The organism is Exiguobacterium sp. ZOR0005 (assembly GCF_000798975.1).
Classification (GTDB): domain Bacteria; phylum Bacillota; class Bacilli; order Exiguobacteriales; family Exiguobacteriaceae; genus Exiguobacterium; species Exiguobacterium aurantiacum.
Map to the genome: position 1 here is coordinate 36,745 of NZ_JTLB01000018.1, position 21,819 is coordinate 58,563.

21 protein-coding genes are annotated in these 21,819 nt (G+C 52.4%); 13 read left to right on the top strand and 8 right to left on the bottom strand.

Going from position 1 to position 21,819, the window contains the following annotated elements:
• Nucleotides 1-46: 46 nt before the first annotated feature.
• The 5 genes from L971_RS07760 to L971_RS07780 all read right to left on the bottom strand — a co-directional run bounded on the left by L971_RS07760 (nucleotide 47) and on the right by L971_RS07780 (nucleotide 5,116).
• On the bottom strand, nucleotides 47-1,438 hold the full coding sequence (locus L971_RS07760) for a cell wall metabolism sensor histidine kinase WalK (RefSeq protein WP_047375295.1): 1,392 nt from the start codon (nucleotides 1,436-1,438) through the stop codon (nucleotides 47-49).
• Nucleotides 1,435-2,124, bottom strand: coding sequence for a response regulator transcription factor (locus tag L971_RS07765; protein WP_024372380.1), 690 nt, complete (start codon nucleotides 2,122-2,124; stop codon nucleotides 1,435-1,437). The genes L971_RS07760 and L971_RS07765 overlap by 4 nt, the downstream gene beginning before the upstream one ends.
• Nucleotides 2,125-2,292: 168 nt before the next feature.
• Nucleotides 2,293-2,859 carry a GNAT family N-acetyltransferase gene (locus tag L971_RS07770; protein ID WP_024372381.1) on the bottom strand — a complete coding sequence of 189 codons (567 nt, stop codon included), beginning with the start codon at nucleotides 2,857-2,859 and terminating at the stop codon, nucleotides 2,293-2,295.
• Nucleotides 2,860-3,036: 177 nt separating this feature from the next.
• The gene (locus L971_RS07775; RefSeq protein WP_029335887.1) at nucleotides 3,037-4,191 is read right to left on the bottom strand and encodes an amidohydrolase; all 1,155 of its coding nucleotides are present in this window, start codon (nucleotides 4,189-4,191) and stop codon (nucleotides 3,037-3,039) included.
• Between the two features lie 16 nt (nucleotides 4,192-4,207).
• The gene (locus L971_RS07780) at nucleotides 4,208-5,116 is read right to left on the bottom strand and encodes a TIGR01777 family oxidoreductase (RefSeq protein ID WP_024372383.1); all 909 of its coding nucleotides are present in this window, start codon (nucleotides 5,114-5,116) and stop codon (nucleotides 4,208-4,210) included.
• A gap of 158 nt (nucleotides 5,117-5,274) precedes the next feature.
• On the opposite strand from L971_RS07780, the gene recX reads away from it, so the two are divergent.
• The 12 genes from recX to L971_RS07840 all read left to right on the top strand — a co-directional run bounded on the left by recX (nucleotide 5,275) and on the right by L971_RS07840 (nucleotide 18,215).
• On the top strand, nucleotides 5,275-6,087 hold the full coding sequence (recX, locus tag L971_RS07785) for a recombination regulator RecX (RefSeq protein WP_024372384.1): 813 nt from the start codon (nucleotides 5,275-5,277) through the stop codon (nucleotides 6,085-6,087).
• A gap of 49 nt (nucleotides 6,088-6,136) precedes the next feature.
• On the top strand, nucleotides 6,137-7,777 hold the full coding sequence (locus L971_RS07790) for an L-lactate permease (RefSeq protein ID WP_052200332.1): 1,641 nt from the start codon (nucleotides 6,137-6,139) through the stop codon (nucleotides 7,775-7,777).
• A 316-nt stretch (nucleotides 7,778-8,093) separates the two neighbouring features.
• Nucleotides 8,094-9,818 (top strand): ABC transporter ATP-binding protein, encoded by a 1,725-nt coding sequence (locus tag L971_RS07795; RefSeq protein ID WP_024372386.1) that lies wholly within the window; start codon nucleotides 8,094-8,096, stop codon nucleotides 9,816-9,818.
• 23 nt (nucleotides 9,819-9,841) lie between these two features.
• Nucleotides 9,842-11,887: an ABC transporter ATP-binding protein gene (locus tag L971_RS07800; protein ID WP_052200333.1), complete on the top strand. Its 2,046-nt coding sequence runs from the start codon at nucleotides 9,842-9,844 to the stop codon at nucleotides 11,885-11,887.
• A gap of 13 nt (nucleotides 11,888-11,900) precedes the next feature.
• Nucleotides 11,901-13,076 carry an RNA-splicing ligase RtcB gene (locus L971_RS07805; RefSeq protein ID WP_024372388.1) on the top strand — a complete coding sequence of 392 codons (1,176 nt, stop codon included), beginning with the start codon at nucleotides 11,901-11,903 and terminating at the stop codon, nucleotides 13,074-13,076.
• 68 nt (nucleotides 13,077-13,144) lie between these two features.
• On the top strand, nucleotides 13,145-13,459 hold the full coding sequence (locus L971_RS07810) for a YfhH family protein (RefSeq protein ID WP_024372389.1): 315 nt from the start codon (nucleotides 13,145-13,147) through the stop codon (nucleotides 13,457-13,459).
• The gene (locus L971_RS07815; protein ID WP_024372390.1) at nucleotides 13,456-13,725 is read left to right on the top strand and encodes a YfhJ family protein; all 270 of its coding nucleotides are present in this window, start codon (nucleotides 13,456-13,458) and stop codon (nucleotides 13,723-13,725) included. Before L971_RS07810 ends, L971_RS07815 begins: the two co-directional genes overlap by 4 nt.
• A 161-nt stretch (nucleotides 13,726-13,886) precedes the next feature.
• Nucleotides 13,887-14,426: a helix-turn-helix domain-containing protein gene (locus L971_RS07820; protein ID WP_024372391.1), complete on the top strand. Its 540-nt coding sequence runs from the start codon at nucleotides 13,887-13,889 to the stop codon at nucleotides 14,424-14,426.
• A gap of 16 nt (nucleotides 14,427-14,442) precedes the next feature.
• Nucleotides 14,443-15,549 carry an ABC transporter ATP-binding protein gene (locus L971_RS07825; protein ID WP_024372392.1) on the top strand — a complete coding sequence of 369 codons (1,107 nt, stop codon included), beginning with the start codon at nucleotides 14,443-14,445 and terminating at the stop codon, nucleotides 15,547-15,549.
• Entirely contained in the window at nucleotides 15,536-16,357 is an 822-nt protein-coding gene (locus L971_RS07830) for an ABC transporter permease (RefSeq protein WP_024372393.1), read from the top strand. The genes L971_RS07825 and L971_RS07830 overlap by 14 nt, the downstream gene beginning before the upstream one ends.
• Nucleotides 16,354-17,148: an ABC transporter permease gene (locus L971_RS07835; protein WP_024372394.1), complete on the top strand. Its 795-nt coding sequence runs from the start codon at nucleotides 16,354-16,356 to the stop codon at nucleotides 17,146-17,148. The genes L971_RS07830 and L971_RS07835 overlap by 4 nt, the downstream gene beginning before the upstream one ends.
• Nucleotides 17,145-18,215, top strand: coding sequence for a PotD/PotF family extracellular solute-binding protein (locus L971_RS07840; protein WP_024372395.1), 1,071 nt, complete (start codon nucleotides 17,145-17,147; stop codon nucleotides 18,213-18,215). Before L971_RS07835 ends, L971_RS07840 begins: the two co-directional genes overlap by 4 nt.
• Nucleotides 18,216-18,273: 58 nt before the next feature.
• Here L971_RS07840 and L971_RS07845 read toward each other — a convergent pair whose 3' ends face one another.
• The 3 genes from L971_RS07845 to L971_RS07855 form a co-directional block, all read right to left on the bottom strand.
• Nucleotides 18,274-19,005, bottom strand: coding sequence for a nuclease-related domain-containing protein (locus L971_RS07845; RefSeq protein WP_024372396.1), 732 nt, complete (start codon nucleotides 19,003-19,005; stop codon nucleotides 18,274-18,276).
• 154 nt (nucleotides 19,006-19,159) lie between these two features.
• On the bottom strand, nucleotides 19,160-19,519 hold the full coding sequence (locus tag L971_RS07850) for a DUF779 domain-containing protein (protein WP_024372397.1): 360 nt from the start codon (nucleotides 19,517-19,519) through the stop codon (nucleotides 19,160-19,162).
• A gap of 1 nt (nucleotide 19,520) precedes the next feature.
• A complete protein-coding gene (locus L971_RS07855; protein ID WP_024372398.1) occupies nucleotides 19,521-21,041 on the bottom strand; it encodes an aldehyde dehydrogenase family protein in 1,521 nt (506 codons plus the stop codon).
• 221 nt (nucleotides 21,042-21,262) lie between these two features.
• Between L971_RS07855 and L971_RS07860 the strand changes: the two genes are divergently transcribed.
• Nucleotides 21,263-21,796 (top strand): YceI family protein, encoded by a 534-nt coding sequence (locus L971_RS07860; RefSeq protein WP_024372399.1) that lies wholly within the window; start codon nucleotides 21,263-21,265, stop codon nucleotides 21,794-21,796.
• Nucleotides 21,797-21,819: the final 23 nt, after the last annotated feature.

Here is a 21,819-nt window from a genome sequence, read left to right on the forward strand (position 1 = left end):
GACAATGTTTTGTCTACAGTCTGATAGTCAGCCGCAGCTGCCTTTTTTATATGTCGAATTCGTCATCCGGTAGCAGTGGCAGGCCGAGTGTGACCGTCGTGCCTTGACCTACTTCGGAAGCGAAATGAATCGACCCTCCGTGACGTTCCATGATGTGTTTGGCGATGGCGAGGCCTAAACCGGTGCCGCCGTCTTCTCGCGTCCTTGACTTGTTGACGCGGTAGAACCGTTCCGTCAATTTGTCGAGGTCTTCTTTCGGGATGCCTCGGCCTTCATCACGAATCTCGGTGATGGCATACCCTTCCTCGGCGAATGTCTTCACATGAATCGATTTGCCGGCCTCCGTATACCGCAACGCGTTATCGAGCAAGTTCCCGACGACTTGTTCGAGGCGGTCGTGGTCCCCGAGGATGATGAGCTCGAAATCGAGTTCCGTCTGAATCGTGACGCCTTTTGCCTGTGCGATCGGCTCGAACCGGTAGAGCACGTCCTCGAGCACTTGTGAATAGACGACCGGTTCTTTCGTCATCGGGTAAGAGTCACGTTCGAGTTGGGCGAGGTCGAGCAAGTCGGTGACGAGTCGTTGCAAGCGATTCGTCTCGTTCTCGATAATCTCGTAATACTGTTTCCGTGTCTTCTCATCGATCGCCGGGTCTTGGAGCATCTCGGTATATCCACGAATATAGGAGAGCGGGGTGCGAAGCTCGTGGCTGACGTTCGCCAAAAACTCCTTCCGTTGCTCTTCGACGAGACCGAGCGATTCGGCCATCCGGTTGAGCGTCTCGGCGAGCTCACCGATCTCATCGTCATAATAGATGGGGATGCGGTGTGAGAAGTCGCCTTTGGCATACACTTGGGACGCCCGTTTCATCTGAATGAGCGGCTGGATGATCGTATCGATGATTTGTGTGCCGAAAATGAGCAAGTTGACGATCATGAGAATGAGCAAGAACGTGATCATGAGCCGGATCGGCTGAAACGGCTCGCTGATTTTACTCAGCTCCATATAAAGGATGAGCGCGTTGTCGAGTTCACCGTCACGGATGAGCGGGAAGGCGGACATGAGAATATCGACATCCTCGGTCGGGTGTTTGCGTGTGACCGAGATGGCGTAGCCGTCTTGCAGGCGTGCCAGGTCTTGTTCCCGTAAAAACGTTTTGCCGGAACCGAGGCCATCTTCTTTGACAGAAGATAAAAACACTTTCGTCTCGGTCAGTTCGTTCGTGTACGTCATACTGTCAGAAAACGCGTCGGAGAACCCGTCGGCTTTGTAGATCGTGACGAGTTTCTCCCCGCGGTTGATGAGCAGCTCTTCTTGCGTCTGGATGTAGAACTTGTCGTACAAGTAAAACGTCATGATGATGAACACGAACGCGGAGAAGAGGCTGGCTGTCCAGATGGTGATCCAAATCCGCTTCCGGATCGTGTATTGCTTCATACGTTCGCCTCGAACTTATAGCCGATCCCCCAGACTGTTTGAATATAGCCGCCCGCTTCCCCGAGTTTGAGGCGGAGCGTTTTAATGTGCGTATCGACCGTCCGGAGGTTGCCGTGGTACTCGGTTCCCCAAATCTGGTCGAGCAGTTGTTCCCGAGAGAACACTTTATCTTCGTTCGTGATGAACAAGTACAGAAGGTCGAACTCTTTTCGAGTCAAGTTGACGGTTTTTCCTTTGACGCTGACGGCCCGGCCCTCGATGTCGATCGATAACACCCCGACGTCGAACGTCGCTTCCTGCTCTTTCGAGAAGTTGTGCGTCCGGCGAAGTGTCGCTTCGATGCGGGCGAGCAACTCACGAGGGCTGAACGGCTTGGTGATGTAGTCGTCCGCGCCGATTTTCAAGCCGTGGATCCGATCGAGCTCTTCCGAACGAGCGGTGAGCATGATGATCGGCACGTTCGAGAACTCACGAATGCGCATGCAAGCCGTGAGGCCGTCGAGTTCGGGCATCATGACATCGAGCAGGACAAGATGAAACGACTGTGCTTTTAACAGTTCAATCGCCTCGAGACCGTTCGTCGCGGTGACTGTCTCGTACCCTTCCTTTTCTAAGTTCGAAACGAGCAAATCCCGCATTTGTTCTTCATCATCGGTAACTAAGATACGAAACACTGGTTCTGACATGATTCATTCTCCTTTACAAAACAGTTAACAGGGCGTGTGACAAATCCCTCATACTTCTATCATACCTATCTCTTCGAATTAGAACAGAAATATTCATTGCCGTAAAGTTGTCCTCATGCAATCCACACAAAAACGCCACAAAAAAGCCAATTCTTTGTCAGAATTGGCTTATGCTTCGAGTTGTGCTTCATACGAATGGTCGAATTCAGGCGCATGGAGCGAGTGCAAATACAGTTGGAAGCTCGACTTTGAGACTTCGTAAAGGACGTACTCGACGTCGCCTTGGTTGATCTCTGTGAGCAGTTCAGACCGAATCTCGTTGGCGCAAAACGCGTATGGCAATTTCTCGGCCGCGGCGATGGAACGCTCATTCGATTTTCGGATTTTCAAAAACACACTTTCAATATCAAGCTCGAAGAACAGTTCAGAGAAGAACGTTTCTTTCGCGACTTGATTGTAACCTTTCCCGTGATACGGTTTGCCAAGCCACGTACCGAGGAATCCGTAGCCGGACTCCACATCGAACAAGCTGATCGTCCCGATCGGGGTACCGAACTCGTTCGTGATGGTGCGTGAGATGATATTTCCTTGCTCTTCTAGCTCGATCACTTGCTTCGTGCTAAATAAAAACTCGTCAAAGTGGACCGTCTTTTGACGGACATACGGAAAGACATCTGGGTGTTGCATCAGTTCGAACAACTCCGCGCAGTCGGTGAGCTCACGAAATTTGAGCACCTTTACATTCCTCCTCCTATTTCAGACCGCTGAAGAATAGTCGTAACGAAAGCATACTTCTGGCTTCGCTGTTCGAACCGCCTTGGTTGCTTTATGAAGTTACAAGATAATTTTATATAGATTTTTTAAAAATGCAAGTAAATTATACGTAAAAACGGTTATGAAAAATAATGAAAATCAGTCCATCTCATGATGCGTTCTGGCACGCTCTGTCGCGTAGACGATTTGACCGTTCACAATCGTCATAATCGGCTTCGACATGTAGTCGAGTGGGAAGTGACTCCAGAGCACGAGGTCGGCATCTTTCCCGACTTCGAGCGAGCCGACCCGGTCAGCGACGCCGAGTGATTCGGCCGGGTGAATCGTGATGGCGCGTAGCGCGACATCGACCGGCAGCCCTTCACGCGCGGCGAGTCCGGCACATAGATTCAAGTATTGGACCGGTGTGTACGGATGGTCGGTCGTGATCGAGACGACCATACCGTGCTCGTGGAGGATCCGGTACGTCTCCCACGTCTTGTTTTGAAGCTCGATCTTTGATTTGCGCGTGAACGTCGGTCCGACCGTGACGTGCTTCACCCCGAGTTCGCGCAATTTCTCGGCGACGAGGTGACCTTCCGTGCAATGCTCGATCCGGTAGTCGAGATTGAACTCTTCGGCGAAACGGACGACGGAGAGAATGTCATCGGCGCGGTGAGCATGGACGCGGACCGGCATCTTCCGATCGAGGGCGAGCTGGATCATCTGGCTGCCGAACGTGCCGATCGTCTTCGTCGAGTCGACGGTACGGAACGCCTCACGGAGAAGTCCCATGATCCCCATCCGTGTCAATTCCCCTGTCTTGCCCATGCTATGGATTCGCTTCGGGTTTTCGCCGAGCGCCATCTTGAGTCCGGCATAACGCCTGAGAACCATGTCTTCGATGAAACGGCCGTGCGTTTTGATGACGCTCGTCACGCCACCGATGACGTTCATACTTCCGGGCATGACTTGGACGGTCGTTACCCCGGCCATGAGTGCCTCACGGAAGCCTTCGTCAAGCGGATACACACCGTCGATGGCACGCGCGTGCGGGGTCATCGCTTCAACCGTCTCGTTGGCATCGTTCCCGACCGAGCCGGTTCCTTCGTCATAAAGTCCGAGGTGCGTATGGGCGTCGATAAAACCGGGGAACAAGAAGTTACCTTCCGCCTCGACGACGCTCTCGCCGTCAACCGGGTCGAGCAGTTCAGCCATCTCTACGATTTTTCCGTCGCGGACGCGAAGGTCTCCGTAAAAATGGGGAGCGGTGATCGGATAAATATGGGCGTTGCGAATTAACAAATTACTCACGTGTCGTATGTCCTCCTCAAGTTAAATGTAACAGTTGTTTTAGTGCGGGCTCTAACGTCTCATAGCGGAATTTGAACCCATGGTTGAGCGCTTTCGTCGGGACGACTTTCGCGCCTTCTAAAACGATGACGCTCTTTTCGCCGAGCGCGAGCTTCATGAGAGGGGCCGGGGCAGGGAACCAGTGCGGGCGGTGCATGACGCGGGCGATTGTTTGGCCGAACTCGTCCATCGTGACGGGTGTCGGCGCTGTCCCGTTGACAGGCCCTTCAATCGAGTCGGTCTCGATGACGTGGACGAACAGTCGGACGAGATCGTCTAAATGAATCCATGGGACCCATTGCTCCCCTGAGCCGATCCGGCCGCCCGCGCCGAACGTGTACGGTAACTTCATGAGCGGGAACGCACCGCCGTCATTTGACAAGACGACGCCTGTCCGCATGAAGGCGAGCCGGATGCCCATGTCTTTGATCGGGGCGGCCTCTTGTTCCCAAAGGACGCAAACATTTCCTAAAAAGTTTGTCCGGTCCGGAAGCGGTGTCGATTCCGCGTAGGTGATCGAGCGGTCTTCTCCGTAAATACCGATTGCGGAACCGCTAATGACGACGTTTGGCTTTCGTTTCATATTTTTAATGATACGGACGACTTCTTTCGTTCCGTCGATTCGACTTTGGAGGATGGCCTGCTTTTGTTTATGCGTCCATCGTCCATCATTGATCGAGGCGCCTGCCAAATGGATGAACGCGTCCACGTCTTGGAGCGCAGTTTCGGGATGACTGTTTGGTGTCAACCATTCGACAAAGGAGATGCCCCCTTGCCGCGGGCGTGGATTGCGCGTCAAGACGACGACTTGGTGGCCGGCTTCGGCGAGCGCGCGGACGAGCGGGCGGCCGATGAGCCCGGTCCCGCCTGTGATTGCGATTTTCATGAGTCTCCCTCCAGTATATTGAAGCGATTTCAAAACGGGTATGAGTTCCATAAAGAAAGCGTACCGTTCGTATTGTGAATACCCTTTCTTCTAACTTATCAAAAATCCTTCTTGAGCGGGGAACGTGATATGTTAGAACTAGGAAAAGGAGGGTTTTTGTGAAAATTGCTAAATTTACGACGCAACAAAAAAACAAAGACCGGCTAAACGTCTTCGTCGAGAAAGACGGTAAGGAAGAGTTCGCCTTTGCGATCGATGTCGATGTCTTCATCAAATACGGACTGACGAGAGGGATGGAGCTCGAAGATGATTTTGTCCGTGACGTCCTTCAGGCAGAAGAACAGCAAAAAGCATATAAAGCAGCCGTCAACTATTTGTCGTACCGAATGCGCTCCGTTTCAGAGGTGCATGACTATCTGGTGAAGAAAGAAGTAAGCGAGACCGCAATCAAACATGTCATCGAACGGTTGAAAGAACAACGATACTTGAACGATGCCGAATTCGCCAAAGCGTACGTTCAAACGAAGTTCAATACGAGTCCGAGTGGACCGATCAAAATCAAGCGGGAACTGGCGCAGCTTCGGATCGACCCGAACACAATCGAAGACGTCATCGCCTCGATTTCACACGAAGACCAGCTCGAAAAGGCCGGAAAGTTCGTAAAAAGGAAACAATTGGAAACAAATCGCCGTTCCGCCACAGAAGTGCAACAAAGAATTCAACAAACCCTAATGCAAAGGGGTTTCACGTTTGATATCATTTCAGAGGCGATTCATACGTTTTGGGAAAACGAGGATGAGGACGTCGAGCTTACGGCCTGTCTGACGCAAGCCGAAAAGTTGAATCGGAAGTATAGCGGGTACGCTGCGTTCGAACGGAAACAGCGCATGAAGATGCAGCTTCGGCGCAAAGGGTTTCCGTACGATGTGATCGAACGAGCCTTAGACAGGCTCGCGGAAGAACAATCGTAATGGGACATCGGTTTACGGTAGGGGAAAAATCTGAAAAGGTGGGTCTACATTGACGATTTTCGAATGGATTACAGCACTGATGCCGATTGTGGCCGTGCTCATCTTATTGGTCATTATGCGTTTACCGGCATCGGTTGCGATGCCACTCTCACTCGTGTTAACAGCACTTCTCGCTTTCTTCGTGTGGCAGCTAGATGTCACACAAATCACGGCAGCAATTTTACAAGGACTTGTCATCGCCATCACGGCCGCTTGGATCGTGTACGGTGCGATTGGAATGATGAATACGATGCGGGAAGGCGGCGGAATGAACGCCATCCGTTCCGGCTTCGTCACGATCACCCCGGACCCTCGAATCCAAGTGCTCATCGTCGGTTGGCTGTTCGTTTCGTTCATTGAAGGGGCATCAGGATTCGGGACGCCGGCCACGGTCGCGGCTCCGCTTCTCATCGCGCTCGGCTTTCCGCCGATTGCGGCCGTCGTCATCGCCTTGTCGGCCGATGTATCAGCCGTAACGTTCGGTGCGGTCGGGACGCCAGCTTTGATCGGAATCGGGAACGGTCTCTCGCTCGACGTGAGCCAGCCTGAGGCGATCGAATTTTTGACGAGTGTCGTCTTGCAGACGGTACTCATCGACATGGCCGTCGGGCTATTCATCCCGTTCATCTTGATTTTGATGCTGACGCGCTTCTTCAGTAAAGCGAAATCAGTTAAACCGGCATTCGAAGTGTTGCCGATTGCACTCGTCGCGGCGCTCGTCTACAGTGTCCCGGCCTATTTGTGGACGCTCGTCCTCGGCTTTGAGTTCGGTGGAATGCTCGGAGGCTTGACCGGTCTCGTCATCTTGGTCGCCATGGCGAAAAAAGGCATTTTGATGCCGAAGCGTGTTTGGACGTTTGACGGTTATGTCGACGAACTTGATGAGCCGCTCGAGCAACCGACCGTCAAAACAGGAAAGCGTGAACTTCCACAGTGGAAAGCTTGGGCGCCATACTTGATTTTGACGATTTTCCTCATCTTGACACGTACAGTACCGTTCTTGAATGAATTGACGCGAAGCGTCCGCATCAACCTCCCAGACATTTTAGGGGTGACGGGCATCTCGACGTCATGGGAACCGTTCTACTCACCAGGGTTCATGTTCATCTTGACGATGATCGCGACGTTCTTCTTGCACAACATGAGCTGGTCACAAGTGGCGTCAGTGTTCAAATCGACGACGCTCGGAATCGGTGGGACGTTGATCACACTCGCCGCATCGGTGCCGATGGTTCGGATTTTCATCCACTCGGAAAACGGTGGAGCCGGTCTTGCGTCGATGCCGGTCGAACTCGCCACAGCAGCAGCCGATACGTTCGGCGGTGTCTGGCCGATCGTTGCACCGTGGATCGGGGCGCTCGGGTCGTTCGTGTCCGGATCGGCCACGTTCTCGAATATGATGTTCTCGAGCTTGACGACGAGTGTCGCGGATTCAGTCGGAATGAGTGAGACGCTTGCCTTGTCGATGCAGATGGCAGGGGCGAACGCCGGTAACATGATTTGCGTCTTGAACGTCGTCGCTGTTGCCTCGGTCGCGGGTCTCCTCGGAAAAGAAGGGACGATCATCCGCTACACGCTCATGCCGATGATCTATTACGTCACGGCGACAGGCATTGTCGGAGTCATTCTTGCGACATTCTTCATGAACTAAAAGAAATTACAAAATCTTTACAAAATAATATTGACAATTTTCTGAACAGTCTGCTAAGGTTTTAGTAGATTTTAAAACTATGAAACGAGAGGAGCCAGCATGATGAAGTACATCACAACACTACAACGCACACACACAACATCATATGGCTACTCTTATTTGACTGCTTAAACGGGCAGCTGGATAGGGGTAGTGTCCTTTCCCTGACCATGCAAAAGACTGAAGACTGTCAAGCGCACTTCATCCGATTGGTTGCACAATCAGGTGAGGTGTGCTTTTTTGCGTGCTCGGAAAGGGCGGAAGGGGGAAATCAGTCGTGAAACTGATTAAACAATTGGATTGGTTTATTAAAAGACAAAAACGGACGTATATCATCGCTATCATCTTACTGATCATCACCGGATTCGTCGATATGCTTCCGCCGTGGATCATCGGCCAAGCCATCGATGCGATCCGCGAAGGGAGTCTGACGACGGAGCGACTGATCGTCATCGTCGGGTCGCTCCTCGGGATCATGGTCTTGTCGTACGTCATGTCGTATTTATGGATCGCCCGCCTGTTCGGCACGGCGTTCTTGCTCGAGAAAAAACTACGGGGGCGCTTCTTCGGTCATTTGCTCCGGCAGACGCCGCGGTTTTATCAACAGCATCGCACAGGTGACTTGATGGCGCTCGCGACGAACGATTTGAAAGCGGTGGAACGGACGGCCGGGTTTGGAGTTATGACGCTCGTCGATTCGTTCAACATGACGCTCATCGCCTTGACCATCATGGGGGTGTTCATTGACTGGAAACTGACGCTCGCAGCCCTGTTGCCGATGCCGCTCCTCGCTTGGTCGATGAACAAGCTCGGCCGACAGATCCACGCTCGCTTTACGGCGGCGCAAGACGCGTTCGGCGTCATGAACGACCAAGTCGTCGAGTCGATTTCAGGACTTCGCGTCGTGCGCTCGTTCGTTCAAGAAGAGGCGGACACGAAAAAGTTCGACACGATCACGGACGATGTCATGGCGAAAAACATGCACGTCGCCAAAATCGACGTCTTGTTCGAACCGGTCATCAAGCTGCTCGTCGGACTGAGCTATTTGATCGGGCTGTCGTTCGGGACGTATCTCGTCTTCACGAACGACATCACGCTCGGACAACTCGTCTCGTTCAATATTTATTTAGGGATGCTCATTTGGCCGATGTACGCGTTCGGAGAATTGATCAACGTCGTCCAACGAGGCACGGCGAGCCTTGAACGGATCGAGGCCACGATGAATGAAGAGCCGGACGTCGTCTCGAGCGGTTCCGTCGAGATGGAGGCACCGGAGAAGATCACGTTCAAGTCTCTTACGTTCGAGTACCCAGGGGCGAATCGGCCCTCACTCGAGGACATCGTCTTGCACGTTTCGCGCGGCGAGACGATTGGGATCGTCGGACCGACCGGGGCTGGGAAGACGACGCTCTTGCGCCAATTGATCCGTGAGTATCCGATCGATGACTCGCTCCTCATTAACGGTGTACCGATCTCAGACATCAAACTCGAGACGGTTCGGGGTTGGAGCGGCTACGTGTCTCAAGAACATCTATTGTTCTCGAAGACGGTGCGCGACAACATCTTGTTCGGATCGGACGGGGCGACGGAGGCCGAGCTGCAAACGGCAATTCGACTCGCTGCTTTCGACACCGACATCGAACATTTGGAGAACGGACTCGACACCGTCGTCGGGGAGCAAGGCGTCATGCTGTCAGGTGGCCAGAAACAACGCCTGTCGATCGCGCGTGCCTTGCTCAAAAACCCAGAAATTTTATTGCTCGACGACTCGCTCTCGGCGGTCGATGCGAAGACGGAAGCGCGCATCATTGACTCGGTGCGCACGAGCCGCGCTGAACAGACGACGTTCATCGTCGCCCATAGATTGTCCGCCGTCGCCCATGCCGACCAGATTCTCGTCTTGCAGGACGGTCGCGTCACGGAACGCGGCACGCACGACCAACTGATGGAACGACGCGGTTGGTACTACGAACAATACGTTCGACAAGGAGAGACGGAGTAATCCGGGAAAAGGGGGAATCTCTCATGATCGATCAATATGAATTAGATCCAGTCCGCAGGAAGAAGACGATTCGCTCACTCGTCGGCTATGCCAAACAAGTGAAGCGCTCCATCTTCCTCGGTCTGTTGTTACTCTTTTTAGCGGTCGGTGCGGAACTCGCGGGACCGTATATCGCAAAAATCATCATCGATGACCATATCGTCGCCATCGAGCGCGATTGGGTCCAAGTTGAATCAGGCGGTAGCGTCTCATTCGATGGAAATTCTTATGAGAAAGAATCGAGACTCGACGGGGAGGCGGTCGTAAGACCGGTCTCGATCGTCCAGACGACAGACGGATACTACCTCGTACCGGATGCCGTCATGAACGGGGGTGTCCGTGAAGTTGCCGACGGTGTCCTCACGATCACACGCAGTGAGGAAACAGCGACGTATGCGAATATCGTGCCGCTCTCATCGACCGACGTGTTCCAATTTTATGAAACGGATTTGCGGGCGGTCCTCATCTTATCGGGGCTTTACGTCGTCTTGCTTCTCATCGCGGCCGGGTTGAACTGGGGACAACAGATGCTCCTCCAACGGTCGGCCCATACAATTGTCAAGACGATGCGGCTCGACGTCATGCGGCACTTACAGACGATTCCGGTCCGTTACTTTGACCAGACTCCGATCGGGAAAATTGTCAGCCGTGTCACGAACGACACCGAGACGATTCGCGACTTGTATTTAGGCGTACTCGCGCGCGTGTTCCAAAGTGTCGTCATGATGATCGGTGTTTTGATCGCCATGTTCTTCCTAGACGTGCGCCTCGGCCTCGTCTCGCTCATCATCATCCCGGTCGTCATCGTCTGGATCAAGCTGTTCCAGCGCTTGTCGACTCGAAACAACTTCCGTGTCCGGGCGCTCGTCGCCGACATGAACGCCCAGTTGAACGAGAGCATTCAAACGATGCCGATCATCCAATCGTATGTGAAAGAAGACCTGGTGTATGACGAGTTCAACGAGAAGAACAGCGATAACTTCCAAACACGACGGAAGCTATTAAAACTCGATGCGCTCATGTCGCACAACTTGGTCAACTTCTTCCGCAACATGGCGCTCGCCCTCCTCATTTGGGTCGTCGGTGCACAGACACTCGGAACGGGCAGTGTGCTCACGCTCGGGATACTGTACGCGTATATCGATTACGTGTCACGGATCTTTGAGCCGGTGACGCAAATCATGAACCAGTTGTCGCCGTTGCAACAAGCGCTCGTCTCGGCCGACCGGATGTTCCAACTGCTCGATGAAAAAGGAGAAGATGTGTCAGGCGAACGTATTCCACGCTTTAAAGGAGAGGTCGAATTTAAAGACGTGTCGTTCAGCTATGAGGCCGGCAAGCCGGTGCTGCAACACATCGATATTCATGCTTCTCCGGGCGAGACGATTGCCCTCGTCGGTCATACCGGCAGCGGCAAGAGTTCCATCATGAACTTGCTCATGCGGTTCTATGACCCGTCGGAAGGAACGCTCAACATCGACGGGTTGGACGTGACGAAACTGCCGACGCAGGCCGTCCGTGACCATCTCGGCATCGTATTACAAGACCCGTTCCTCTTTACAGGGTCGATTAAAACGAACGTGACGCTCGGCGACGAGACGATTTCGGACGATCGGATATGGCAAGCGTTGACGGCCGTCGGAGCCGACCGTTTCGTCAAACAGCTGCCACAGGGGCTTGATGAGCCGGTCATCGAGCGCGGTGCCTCGCTCTCGAGCGGGGAACGCCAACTGATCAGCTTTGCCCGTGCCCTCGTCTTCGACCCGGCCATCCTCGTCTTAGACGAGGCGACGGCGAGCGTCGACTCGGAAACGGAAGCGCTCATTCAAGAAGCGCTCAAGACGCTCACGAAAGGGCGGACAACGTTCGTCATCGCTCACCGCTTGTCGACGATTCGTGAAGCCGATCAAATCCTCGTCCTCGACCACGGTCACATCATCGAGCGCGGTAACCATCAGTCGCTCATCGCCTTCGGAGGCGTTTACGCCCGCATGCATGAGCTGCAAAGCAAACAACAAGCCATCAGTTGAGAGAGGAGAACGTATGGAGATCATCGGAAAGTATAATCAAGCCAAAGTGTTCAATGAACGGATGGATGATATGACACGCTCACAGCTGCAGACGCTCGTCGACCAACCGTTCACGAAAGGAGCGACGATTCGAATCATGCCGGACATGCATGCCGGCAAAGGTTCGGTCGTCGGGACGACGATGACGATACACGATAAAGTCGTGCCGAACCTCGTCGGCGTGGACCTCGGATGCGGGATGCTCTGCACTGAGATCAAGGTGAAGCGGATCGATTTTCAACGATTAGATGATGTCATCCGTCAACTCGTACCGAGCGGGATGAATATTCGAGAAGCGGCGCACCCTTATGCGGACGATCTATCATTGGAAGAAGTACGCGCCCCGTTCAAACTCGACCGCGCCTTGCGCTCCGTCGGGACACTTGGTTCGGGCAATCACTTCATTGAAGTGAATGAGGACGGGGGACGGACGTATCTCGTCATCCATTCCGGCTCACGTCATCTCGGGGTTCAAATCGCCAATCATTATCAACAGCGGGCCATCGAACAGATGATGGGGACGGCGGACGTGAAACAGGAGATTGAACGTTTGAAAGCGGCTGGCCGGGAACGTGATATCGCGTCGTACCTCGAACAAGAGAAGGCGGCTCGCGTGAAGTTCCGTGACCTCGCATACGTCGAAGGAGACGCGATGACCGATTACATGCATGATGTCCGCATCGCGCAACAGTACGCGGCGGCCAATCGTCTCGCCATGACGGATGTTATTATCGAGGCGATGAACTGGAACGTCGTCGATCAATTCGACACCGTGCACAACTACATCGACCACGAGGCGATGATTCTTCGAAAAGGGGCCATCTCGGCTAGAGACGGAGAGCGCGTCATCATCCCGATGAACATGCGCGACGGCTCCCTCATCTGTACCGGGAAAGGGAATCCCGACTGGAACTTCTCCGGACCGCACGGTGCGGGACGTGTCATGTCTCGGTCGGCGGCACGAAAACGAGTCGATTTCAATGAGTTCAAACAAACGATGAAAGGCGTCTGGTCGACATCTGTTCGACCGTCGACGCTCGACGAGTCGCCATTCGTCTATAAATCGATGAAAGAAATCGTCCGTTATATCGAACCGGCGGTGACGATCGACCAAGTGATCAAACCGCTATACAACTTCAAGGCGAACTGAACATCGTTTCAGTTTCGCCTTTTTCTTTTCTTTGGAAAATCTGATACGCTACAAGTGAGGTGAACGAAATGGAAAAACGATTGAGTGACTTATCGAAGTATGAGCTCGAACAAGAGATTCGGGCGCTCCATGAACGGAAACGCAAAGCCGAGCAAATGGGGATGGTGAGCGAGATTGAGGTCGTGTTGCGTCGCATCGCCATCGCGGAAAGCTATTTGGTCGATCCGAAGTCGTTCAAACCAGGAACGACGTATATCGTCAACTATAACGAACGCCCATTCCGTTTGAAATTCGTCAACGGCGTCATGGGATGGGGAACGTTTGAAGGCGAAGTGATGGAGCATGCGATTCCGCTCTCTGAGCTGTCAGAGGTGACGCCATGAACCGGTCTGAGCAATATGAGCGTCTGGCCAAAATTTTAAAAGAAAAGAACGATGTCCTCAGCGAGCTTGAAGCGTTAACGTGGGTCGAAGTGCTGTGGGAGGATTTTGAAACGACGCTTGCCCGCGCCGGGGAACCGTATCCGGGGGAGGCGAAATCGTTTCAGTACGTCGTCCAACAAATCGATGCGTACGGTCCTCAGCTGCATTTGTTCCAAACGAAAAACGAGAAATTTAAGCATCTGATGTCAAAACGAGACATCCATTAAAATCACGCCACATCGGCGTGATTTTTTACTTGCAAACGTGTTACAGTTGGTTATAATAAAAGGCGCTATTTGTTTGCTTTGTAGTTAAGTATTTATAAACTTTCTTTAGTTGGAATCATCTTTCACTAAACTTGCCGCAAAGTCGAAAGGAGGAACGCGACTTGGAAGTCGGTCAAAAAATGAAGCGTCTCCGTGTCAAAAACGGATTGACGCAAGAAGAGTTGGCGGAACGAACCGATTTGAGTAAAGGGTACATCTCTCAAATCGAGCGGGATTTGAGTTCACCTTCGCTTGAGACACTCTTTGACTTATTAGAAGTATTAGGCTGTTCCCCGAAAGAGTTTTTCGATGAAGAGATCTTTCAAAAAGTCGTCTACACCGAGGACGACCGGACCGTCTATGCCGACGAGGAACGGAAATACCGGACCGAGTGGCTGATTCCGGAATCGAATGAGAAAGAGATGGAGCCGATTTTACTGACGTTCGCCCGACACGGTGAGTTCAAGCGTTACGAGCCTTCGCGCTCGGAGACGTTCGTCTATGTGTTATCGGGACGCGTCGCTTTGAAGCTTGGGAACCATACGTATTTTGCCAAAGCCGGTGAAACACTTTACTATGTCGCGTCGGACGCGCACCAACTCGTCAACGATTACGAGGACGTGACCGAATGTCTAGTCGTCGCGACACATTCATATTTATGAACAAGGAGGAAATGACATGAACGAACAGACGATTATCCGTTTTGATAACGTGTCGAAACGCTACGACGATACCGTCGTCTTAGAGAACATCAGTTTTGAGATTGAGCGAGGCAAGTTCTATACGTTGCTCGGGCCGTCCGGGTGCGGAAAGACGACGATTCTCCGGCTGATCGCCGGGTTTGTCGAGGCTTCCAATGGAGACATTCACTTTGACGGAAAGCGGATCAATGACGTACCGGCGAATAAACGTCAAGTGAACACGGTGTTTCAAGACTATGCACTTTTCCCTCATTTGAACGTGTTCGAGAACGTCGCCTTCGGTCTTCGCATCAAGAAGATGAAGGAGGCCGACATCAAGACGAAAGTCGAGCAGGCGCTCAAGTTCGTTAACTTGGTCGGCTATGAGACGCGAGAAATCGATGAGATGTCAGGTGGACAGCGCCAACGTGTCGCCATCGCGCGTGCCATCGTCAACGAGCCGGAAGTGATTTTGCTCGATGAACCGCTCTCGGCGCTCGATTTGAAATTGCGCACCGAGATGCAATATGAGCTCCGTGAACTCCAGCAACGTCTCGGCATCACGTTCATTTTCGTCACGCACGACCAAGAAGAAGCGCTCGCGATGTCGGATGAGATCTTTGTCATGAACAACGGACGGGTCGTTCAAAGTGGGACGCCGACCGATATTTATGACGAACCGATCAACCGCTTCGTCGCCGACTTTATCGGCGAATCAAACATCGTGCCGGGCGTCATGATCGAGGACAACATCGTCACGTTCGCCGGGAAGACGTTCGACTGTGTTGACAAAGGGTTCGACCGCAATGAGAACGTCGAAGTCATCATCCGCCCCGAAGATTTGGAGATGACGTCGACTGACGCGGCAAAACTCGTCGTCGATGTCGATTCACAGCTGTTCCGTGGCGTCCATTACGAGATTTGCTGCTATGACGAAGAAGGGAACGAATGGCTCGTCCACTCGACGAAAAAGTCGGTCGTCGGCTCCAAAATCGGACTCACGTTCGACGAGGAAGCGATTCACGTCATGCGCCTAGGGGAGACGGAGGAAGAGTTTGACCGTCGCCTCGAATCGTACGAGGAGGTCGCCCATGAATCGAACTAGTCAAACGGCGAAGACGGTCTATTTGACGACGTATTGGGTGTGGATCGCCTTGTTCGTCATCGCACCGCTGTTCCTTGTCTTGTATTACTCGTTCTTTGATATCGAAGGGAACTTAAGTTTAGAGAACTATCGTAACTTCTTCACGTCGACGTATTTGACGATGACGTTGTCGTCGTTTTGGTACGCGTTCTTAATTACATTCTTCTCGCTCCTGATCGGCTATCCGACGGCTTACTTGTTGACGAAGACGAAGCATAAGCAACTATGGCTTCTGCTCATCATCTTGCCTTCGTGGATCAACCTGTTGTTGAAAGCTTATGCGTTTCTTGGAATCTTCGGGACGTACGGCATCACGAACCAGTTTTTAGAGGCGATTGGAATCGGGACACAGCAAATCTTGTTCACGGACTTCAGCTTTGTGTTCGTCTCGGTCTATATCTTCATCCCGTTCATGATTTTGCCCGTCTACAACGCCATCGAGAAGTTGCCACCGTCGCTCGTCGATGCATCGCGCGACCTCGGGGCCTCGAACTGGACGACGTTCCGTCGTGTCATCTTCCCGCTCACGCTCGACGGCGTCAAATCCGGGATTCAAATCGTCTTCATCCCGGCGCTGTCCCTCTTCATGATCACACGCCTCATCGCCGGGAACCGTGTCATCACGCTCGGGACGGCGATCGAACAACAATTCCTCGTCACACAAAACTGGGGCATGGGCTCGACGATTGCCGTGTTCTTAATTTTGGCGATGGTGCTCGTCATGGTCATCACGCGTGACTGGGGTGCGAAAGGAGCGGTGCGCCGATGAAACGAAAAAAATTCAAATTGGCCAACTTGTATTTGATGGCGGTGTTCTTCATTCTGTACGCGCCGATCCTCTATTTGGTCGTCTATTCGTTCAACAGTGGCGGCACGATGAGCGGATTCGAAGGATTCACGCTCGAATGGTATGCGTCACTCTTCACGGATACGCGTCTCCTCGTCATCGTTTTGAACACGATTGTGATCGCGTTGCTTTCGGCGACGATCTCGACGATACTCGGTGTCATCGGGGCGCTCGCCATTTACACGGCGAAACAAAAGTATACGAAGACGTCGCTTCTCTCGCTCAACAACGTGTTGATCGTCAGTCCGGACGTCATCATCGGGGCGTCGTTCTTGATCTTGTTCACGATGCTTGGCATCCAGCTTGGATTCTATTCGGTACTGTTGGCACACATCGCCTTCTCGGTCCCGATTGTCGTTATCCTCGTCTTGCCTAAGTTGCAAGAGATGAGCCCGACGCTCATCGATGCGTCACGCGACCTCGGGGCGAGCACGTGGGATGTGCTCACGAAAGTCATCTTGCCGTACATCACGCCGGGCATCTTCGCCGGGTTCTTCACGGCACTCACGTACTCACTCGATGACTTCGCGGTCACGTTCTTCGTCACTGGTAACGGCTTCGCGACACTTGCCGTCGAAGTATACTCGCGGGCCCGTCAAGGCATCTCGCTTGAGATCAACGCCTTGTCGACGCTTCTGTTCTTGTTCACGCTCCTGCTCGTCATCGGGTATTACGTACTCGCACGACGTGGGGCGAAGGAGGTAAGACGATGAAAAAATTGGTCATCATGTTGACGACGCCCGTCGTCGTCAGCTTCGGTCTCTTGTTTTGGATTTATCAAATCAACATGGCTCAGGGGTTCGGCGGGGACAATACGCTCGTCGTCTACAACTGGGGTGATTACATCGATGAAGAGTTGATTGATGAGTTTGAAGAAGAGACCGGTTTGAAAGTCATCTATCAAACGTTCGATTCGAACGAGGCGATGCTCACGAAAATCCAACAAGGCGGAACGGCCTACGACATCGCCGTCCCATCGGATTACGCCATCAGCAAAATGATTGAAGATGACTTGCTCATCCCGATTGATTACAGTAAGCTTGAAAATTTCGATAACATCGACCCGCGTTTCCTCGACAAGTCGTTTGACCCGGGAAATAAATATTCGGTCCCTTACTTTTGGGGAACGGTCGGCATCGTCTACAACCCGGAACTTGTCGACGGTGAGATTACGTCGTGGAACGACTTGTGGGACATGCCGCTCGAGAACGACATCTTACTGGCGGACGGAACGCGTGAAGTGATGGGCTTCGGCCTCAACTCACTCGGCTATTCGCTCAATACGACCGATCGAGACGAACTGCTCGAGGCCGAGAAGAAACTTGAGACGCTTTGGCCGAACATTAAAGCGATCGTCGGGGACGAGATCAAGATGCTCATGGCGAACCGGGAAGCGGCGGCTGCCGTCGTCTGGTCCGGTGACGCTTCGGAGATCATGTACGAGAACGAAGAGTTAACGTACGTCATCCCGGAAGAAGGGACGAATCTCTGGTTCGACAACCTCGTCATCCCAAGTACGGCCCAGAACGTCGAGGGGGCGCATCAATTCATCGACTTCATGCTCGATGCCGAGGTCGCTGCACGCAATACCGACTACGTCGGCTATTCGACACCGAACGTTGCCGCGCTCGAATTCTTGGATGAAGAAGTCGTCTCGGACGAGCGCTTCTATCCATCGAGCGATGTGACGGACGAGCTTGAGGTGTATGAAAACTTAGGAAAGCGCATGAACGCGTACTACAACGAGTTGTACTTGCGCTTCAAAATGCAGAGTAAATAAGAGAAGTCCCGCTCAAAATGTGAGTGGGACTTTTTCATGAGGTTTGATCATGGTAACGTTAACCGACCGGCGACTTGTGCTGTTGGATGGCGTCGATATGCGCTGCTTGGACTTCAGTACTGGCGTTCATATAAGGCAGGAGTCGTTCGTAAAACTCGATTCGTTCGGCAGCTGTCAATCGAGGTTCAAGCGAGGTCGTCATCTGCTTCGCCCATGTTTTACGATTCAACACAGGCACGGTCGACGATTCAATATGTTTCAACGTCGACCGGTCACTGAACACAATCCAAGAATGTAAGTAGCTCCGGTCGAGTTGGAGCGCTTGCTCGACTGCCCGCACGTGGAGCTCGTTTTGTTTGATTGGATTGTAGAACTTGAACTTCTTCCGATTGGATAACGTTTGTGTCCATTGTCTGTCCTGCTCTCGTCCGAAAATCCAACCGCTATAATTTTTAGACTCGATGACGTGGATTCCACTTTCGTCGATGAACACTACATCGATTTCTGTCGTGCGGTCTCGCTTTGTTGGATGAGGTAAGTATAGGTTCGTCAAGATGAGCGGGGCGAGCCGACGTGCCTCGATTTCAGCGACGCACCGATATTCGCCATACAACCCGATATCTTGTACGACCTTCATGTAGCGATGGCCGGTCTGTGTATAATATTGACTTTGCTTATACCGCTTTACTTTCGAATACACGATCGTCCCACAAATCAAAAAAAGTGGGGCGGCGAAACTGAGTAACGAGATGAATATACTTCCGAGAACGTCGTTCAATAATTGGCTCATCGTCATGCTCCCTTCTTGTCTATGTTCACTATACAAGATGGCGAGAAATGAGAGAGCTGTTTTTAAGATGGAGTGGGAATCAGAATTTTAAAAGTGAAAAAGAAAATAATGAAAAAACCAGCCATCTGTTGAAATGGCTGGTGTAAAAGGATGTTCACAACTGTTGTAGCTCGGCCCGCTCCTCGTCTGTGAAGACGCGGGAGCGGCTTAAAAACCGTTTCCCTTCGACGCCTTCGACGGAGAACATGCCGCCTCTGCCATCGACGACGTCGATAATGAGTTGCGTATGCTTCCAATAATCGTATTGCTTCTCGTGGATATAGAACGGACAACCACCGATTTCGCCGAGTAAGACGTCGTGATCACCGACAAGAAATTCACCTTGGGGAAAGCACATCGGTGAACTTCCGTCACAGCATCCGCCGGACTGGTGAAATAGAAGCGGTCCATGCTTTTGTTTCAGTCGATCGAGAAGCGCGAGCGTGGCGGGGGTGGCCTCGACGCGATTCACCATCTTAGAAGAACCCGAGTTTTTGTTCGCTGTAACTGACGAGCATGTTTTTCGTCCGTTGATAGTGGCTGAGCATCATCTTATGGTTCTCACGGCCGATTCCTGACATCTTGTAGCCGCCGAACGCAGCGTGCGCCGGATATTGATGGTAACAGTTGATCCAGACGCGGCCCGCTTGAATGTCACGCCCGAAGCGGTAAGCCCGGTTCATGTCACGTGTCCACACACCGGCGCCGAGGCCGTAAAGCGTGTCATTGGCGATGGCGATCGCTTCGGCGTCGTCTTTAAACGTCGTCACTGAGAGGACCGGTCCGAAAATTTCTTCTTGGAAGATGCGCATCTTGTTATGGCCTTTGAAGATTGTCGGTTGGACGTAGAAACCGTCCGCGAGCTCACCATCCATCACGTTGCGCTCGCCGCCGATGAGGCACTCGGCACCTTCTGATTTACCGATCTCGAGGTACGACAAGATTTTCTCGAGTTGCTCATTTGAGGCTTGAGCACCCATCATAACGTCAGGGTCGAGCGGGTTGCCGAGCTTGATGGCTTTGACACGTTCAAGGACGCGTTCCATGAATGGCTCATAAATCGACTCATGGATGAGCGCGCGTGACGGACACGTGCACACTTCGCCTTGGTTCAACGCGAACATGACGAGTCCTTCAATCGCTTTATCAAAGAAGTCGTCATCTGCGTCCATAATATCGGCGAAGAAGATGTTCGGTGATTTGCCGCCGAGTTCGAGCGTCACCGGGATGATATTTTGTGACGCGTATTGCATGATGAGGCGACCTGTCGTCGTCTCACCTGTGAACGCGACTTTATCGACGCGGTCGCTCGAGGCGAGCGGTTTCCCGGCCTCTAGCCCGAACCCGTTGACGATATTTAAGACGCCCGGCGGAAGTAAATCTTCAATCAATTCCATGAGCACCATGATGGAAGACGGCGTCTGTTCGGCTGGTTTTAAGACGATACAGTTTCCGGCGGCGAGGGCTGGTGCGACTTTCCAGACGGCCATCAAAATCGGGAAGTTCCACGGGATGATTTGAGCGACGACGCCGAGCGGTTCTTGGAAATGATAGGCGACCGTGTCGTTGTCGAGTTCACTGATACCGCCTTCTTGGGAGCGGATGACACCTGCGAAGTACCGGAAATGATCGATCGCGAGCGGAAGATCGGCGTTGAGCGTCTCACGAACGGCCTTTCCGTTCTCCCACGTCTCCGCGTAAGCGAGCATCTCAAGATTCTCTTCCATACGATCGGCAATCTTATTCAAAATGACGGCTCGCTCGGTGACCGATGTTTTTCCCCACGACTCTTTGGCCGCATGGGCTGCGTCTAGAGCGAGTTCGACATCTTCTTTTGTCGAACGGGCGACTTCACATAAAACTTTACCATTTACCGGAGAGGTGTTCTCAAAATATTCTCCCCCGGCAGGCGCAGTCCACTTGCCATTGATGTAGTTCTCATAGCGGTCTTTAAAGTGTACTTTCGTGCCTGTCGAGTTTGGGACTTCATAAATCATGGTCGTTCCTCCCTTTTCCGTAAAGTATCGGGAATCTATGTATGCGCTTACATTTTTAAGTAAGCAAATAGCTCCCTTTTTCATCCTAACGGGTAGTTGTGATAAAAGTCAAAATTTTTCGACAATAATTTGTCACATTTACGATAAAATGTTTTGAAGTCAAGATTTGTGGTAAACACCATACTAGAATGAATTCAAAATTTGAAGGAGTGGACCTACTTATGGCAAAAACGTATCAAGTCGACCCGGCACATAGCACCATCAACTTTACCGTCAAGCATATGATGATCTCGAAAGTGAAAGGCGAGTTTAAAGACTTTCACGTCGAGGCGAACGGGCAACCGGATGATCTCGCGAACGCGAGTGTGAAGGTGACGATTAAAGCGGCATCAATCGACACGAACAATGGCGATCGTGACAACCACTTGCGGTCTGGCGACTTCTTTGACGTCGAACAGCACGAGGACATCGTGTTCGAGTCGACGTCGTTCCGCTCAAAAGGCGGTGGTGAATTCGAGTTGACGGGCAACTTGACGATTCGCGGCACGACGCGTGAAGAGACGTTCGAAGTCGAGTATGAAGGGAGCGCGAAGGACCCGTGGGGCAACATGAAGCACGCCTTCACCGGGGATGGATCGATCAACCGGGAAGACTATGGCTTGACTTGGAACCAGGCGCTCGAAGCGGGCGGCGTCCTCGTCGATAAGAAAGTGAAATTCGATTTCGAGCTCCAGTTCACGGAGTCAGAGGCATAAAAAAAGTCGCTCCGCGGAGCGAC

Excerpts from the sequence above, each read along its gene's own strand:
- L971_RS07855 (WP_024372398.1), bottom strand. The coding sequence starts at position 21,041 with ATGATTTATGAAGTCCCAAACTCGACAGGCACGAAAGTACACTTTAAA.
- L971_RS07830 (WP_024372393.1), top strand. The coding sequence starts at position 15,536 with ATGAATCGAACTAGTCAAACGGCGAAGACGGTCTATTTGACGACGTAT.
- L971_RS07845 (WP_024372396.1), bottom strand. The coding sequence starts at position 19,005 with ATGAGCCAATTATTGAACGACGTTCTCGGAAGTATATTCATCTCGTTA.
- L971_RS07850 (WP_024372397.1), bottom strand. The coding sequence starts at position 19,519 with ATGGTGAATCGCGTCGAGGCCACCCCCGCCACGCTCGCGCTTCTCGAT.
- L971_RS07860 (WP_024372399.1), top strand. The coding sequence starts at position 21,263 with ATGGCAAAAACGTATCAAGTCGACCCGGCACATAGCACCATCAACTTT.
- L971_RS07805 (WP_024372388.1), top strand. The coding sequence starts at position 11,901 with ATGGAGATCATCGGAAAGTATAATCAAGCCAAAGTGTTCAATGAACGG.
- L971_RS07780 (WP_024372383.1), bottom strand. The coding sequence starts at position 5,116 with ATGAAAATCGCAATCACAGGCGGGACCGGGCTCATCGGCCGCCCGCTC.
- L971_RS07815 (WP_024372390.1), top strand. The coding sequence starts at position 13,456 with ATGAACCGGTCTGAGCAATATGAGCGTCTGGCCAAAATTTTAAAAGAA.
- L971_RS07810 (WP_024372389.1), top strand. The coding sequence starts at position 13,145 with ATGGAAAAACGATTGAGTGACTTATCGAAGTATGAGCTCGAACAAGAG.
- L971_RS07825 (WP_024372392.1), top strand. The coding sequence starts at position 14,443 with ATGAACGAACAGACGATTATCCGTTTTGATAACGTGTCGAAACGCTAC.
- L971_RS07835 (WP_024372394.1), top strand. The coding sequence starts at position 16,354 with ATGAAACGAAAAAAATTCAAATTGGCCAACTTGTATTTGATGGCGGTG.
- L971_RS07800 (WP_052200333.1), top strand. The coding sequence starts at position 9,842 with ATGATCGATCAATATGAATTAGATCCAGTCCGCAGGAAGAAGACGATT.
- L971_RS07760 (WP_047375295.1), bottom strand. The coding sequence starts at position 1,438 with ATGAAGCAATACACGATCCGGAAGCGGATTTGGATCACCATCTGGACA.
- L971_RS07765 (WP_024372380.1), bottom strand. The coding sequence starts at position 2,124 with ATGTCAGAACCAGTGTTTCGTATCTTAGTTACCGATGATGAAGAACAA.
- L971_RS07840 (WP_024372395.1), top strand. The coding sequence starts at position 17,145 with ATGAAAAAATTGGTCATCATGTTGACGACGCCCGTCGTCGTCAGCTTC.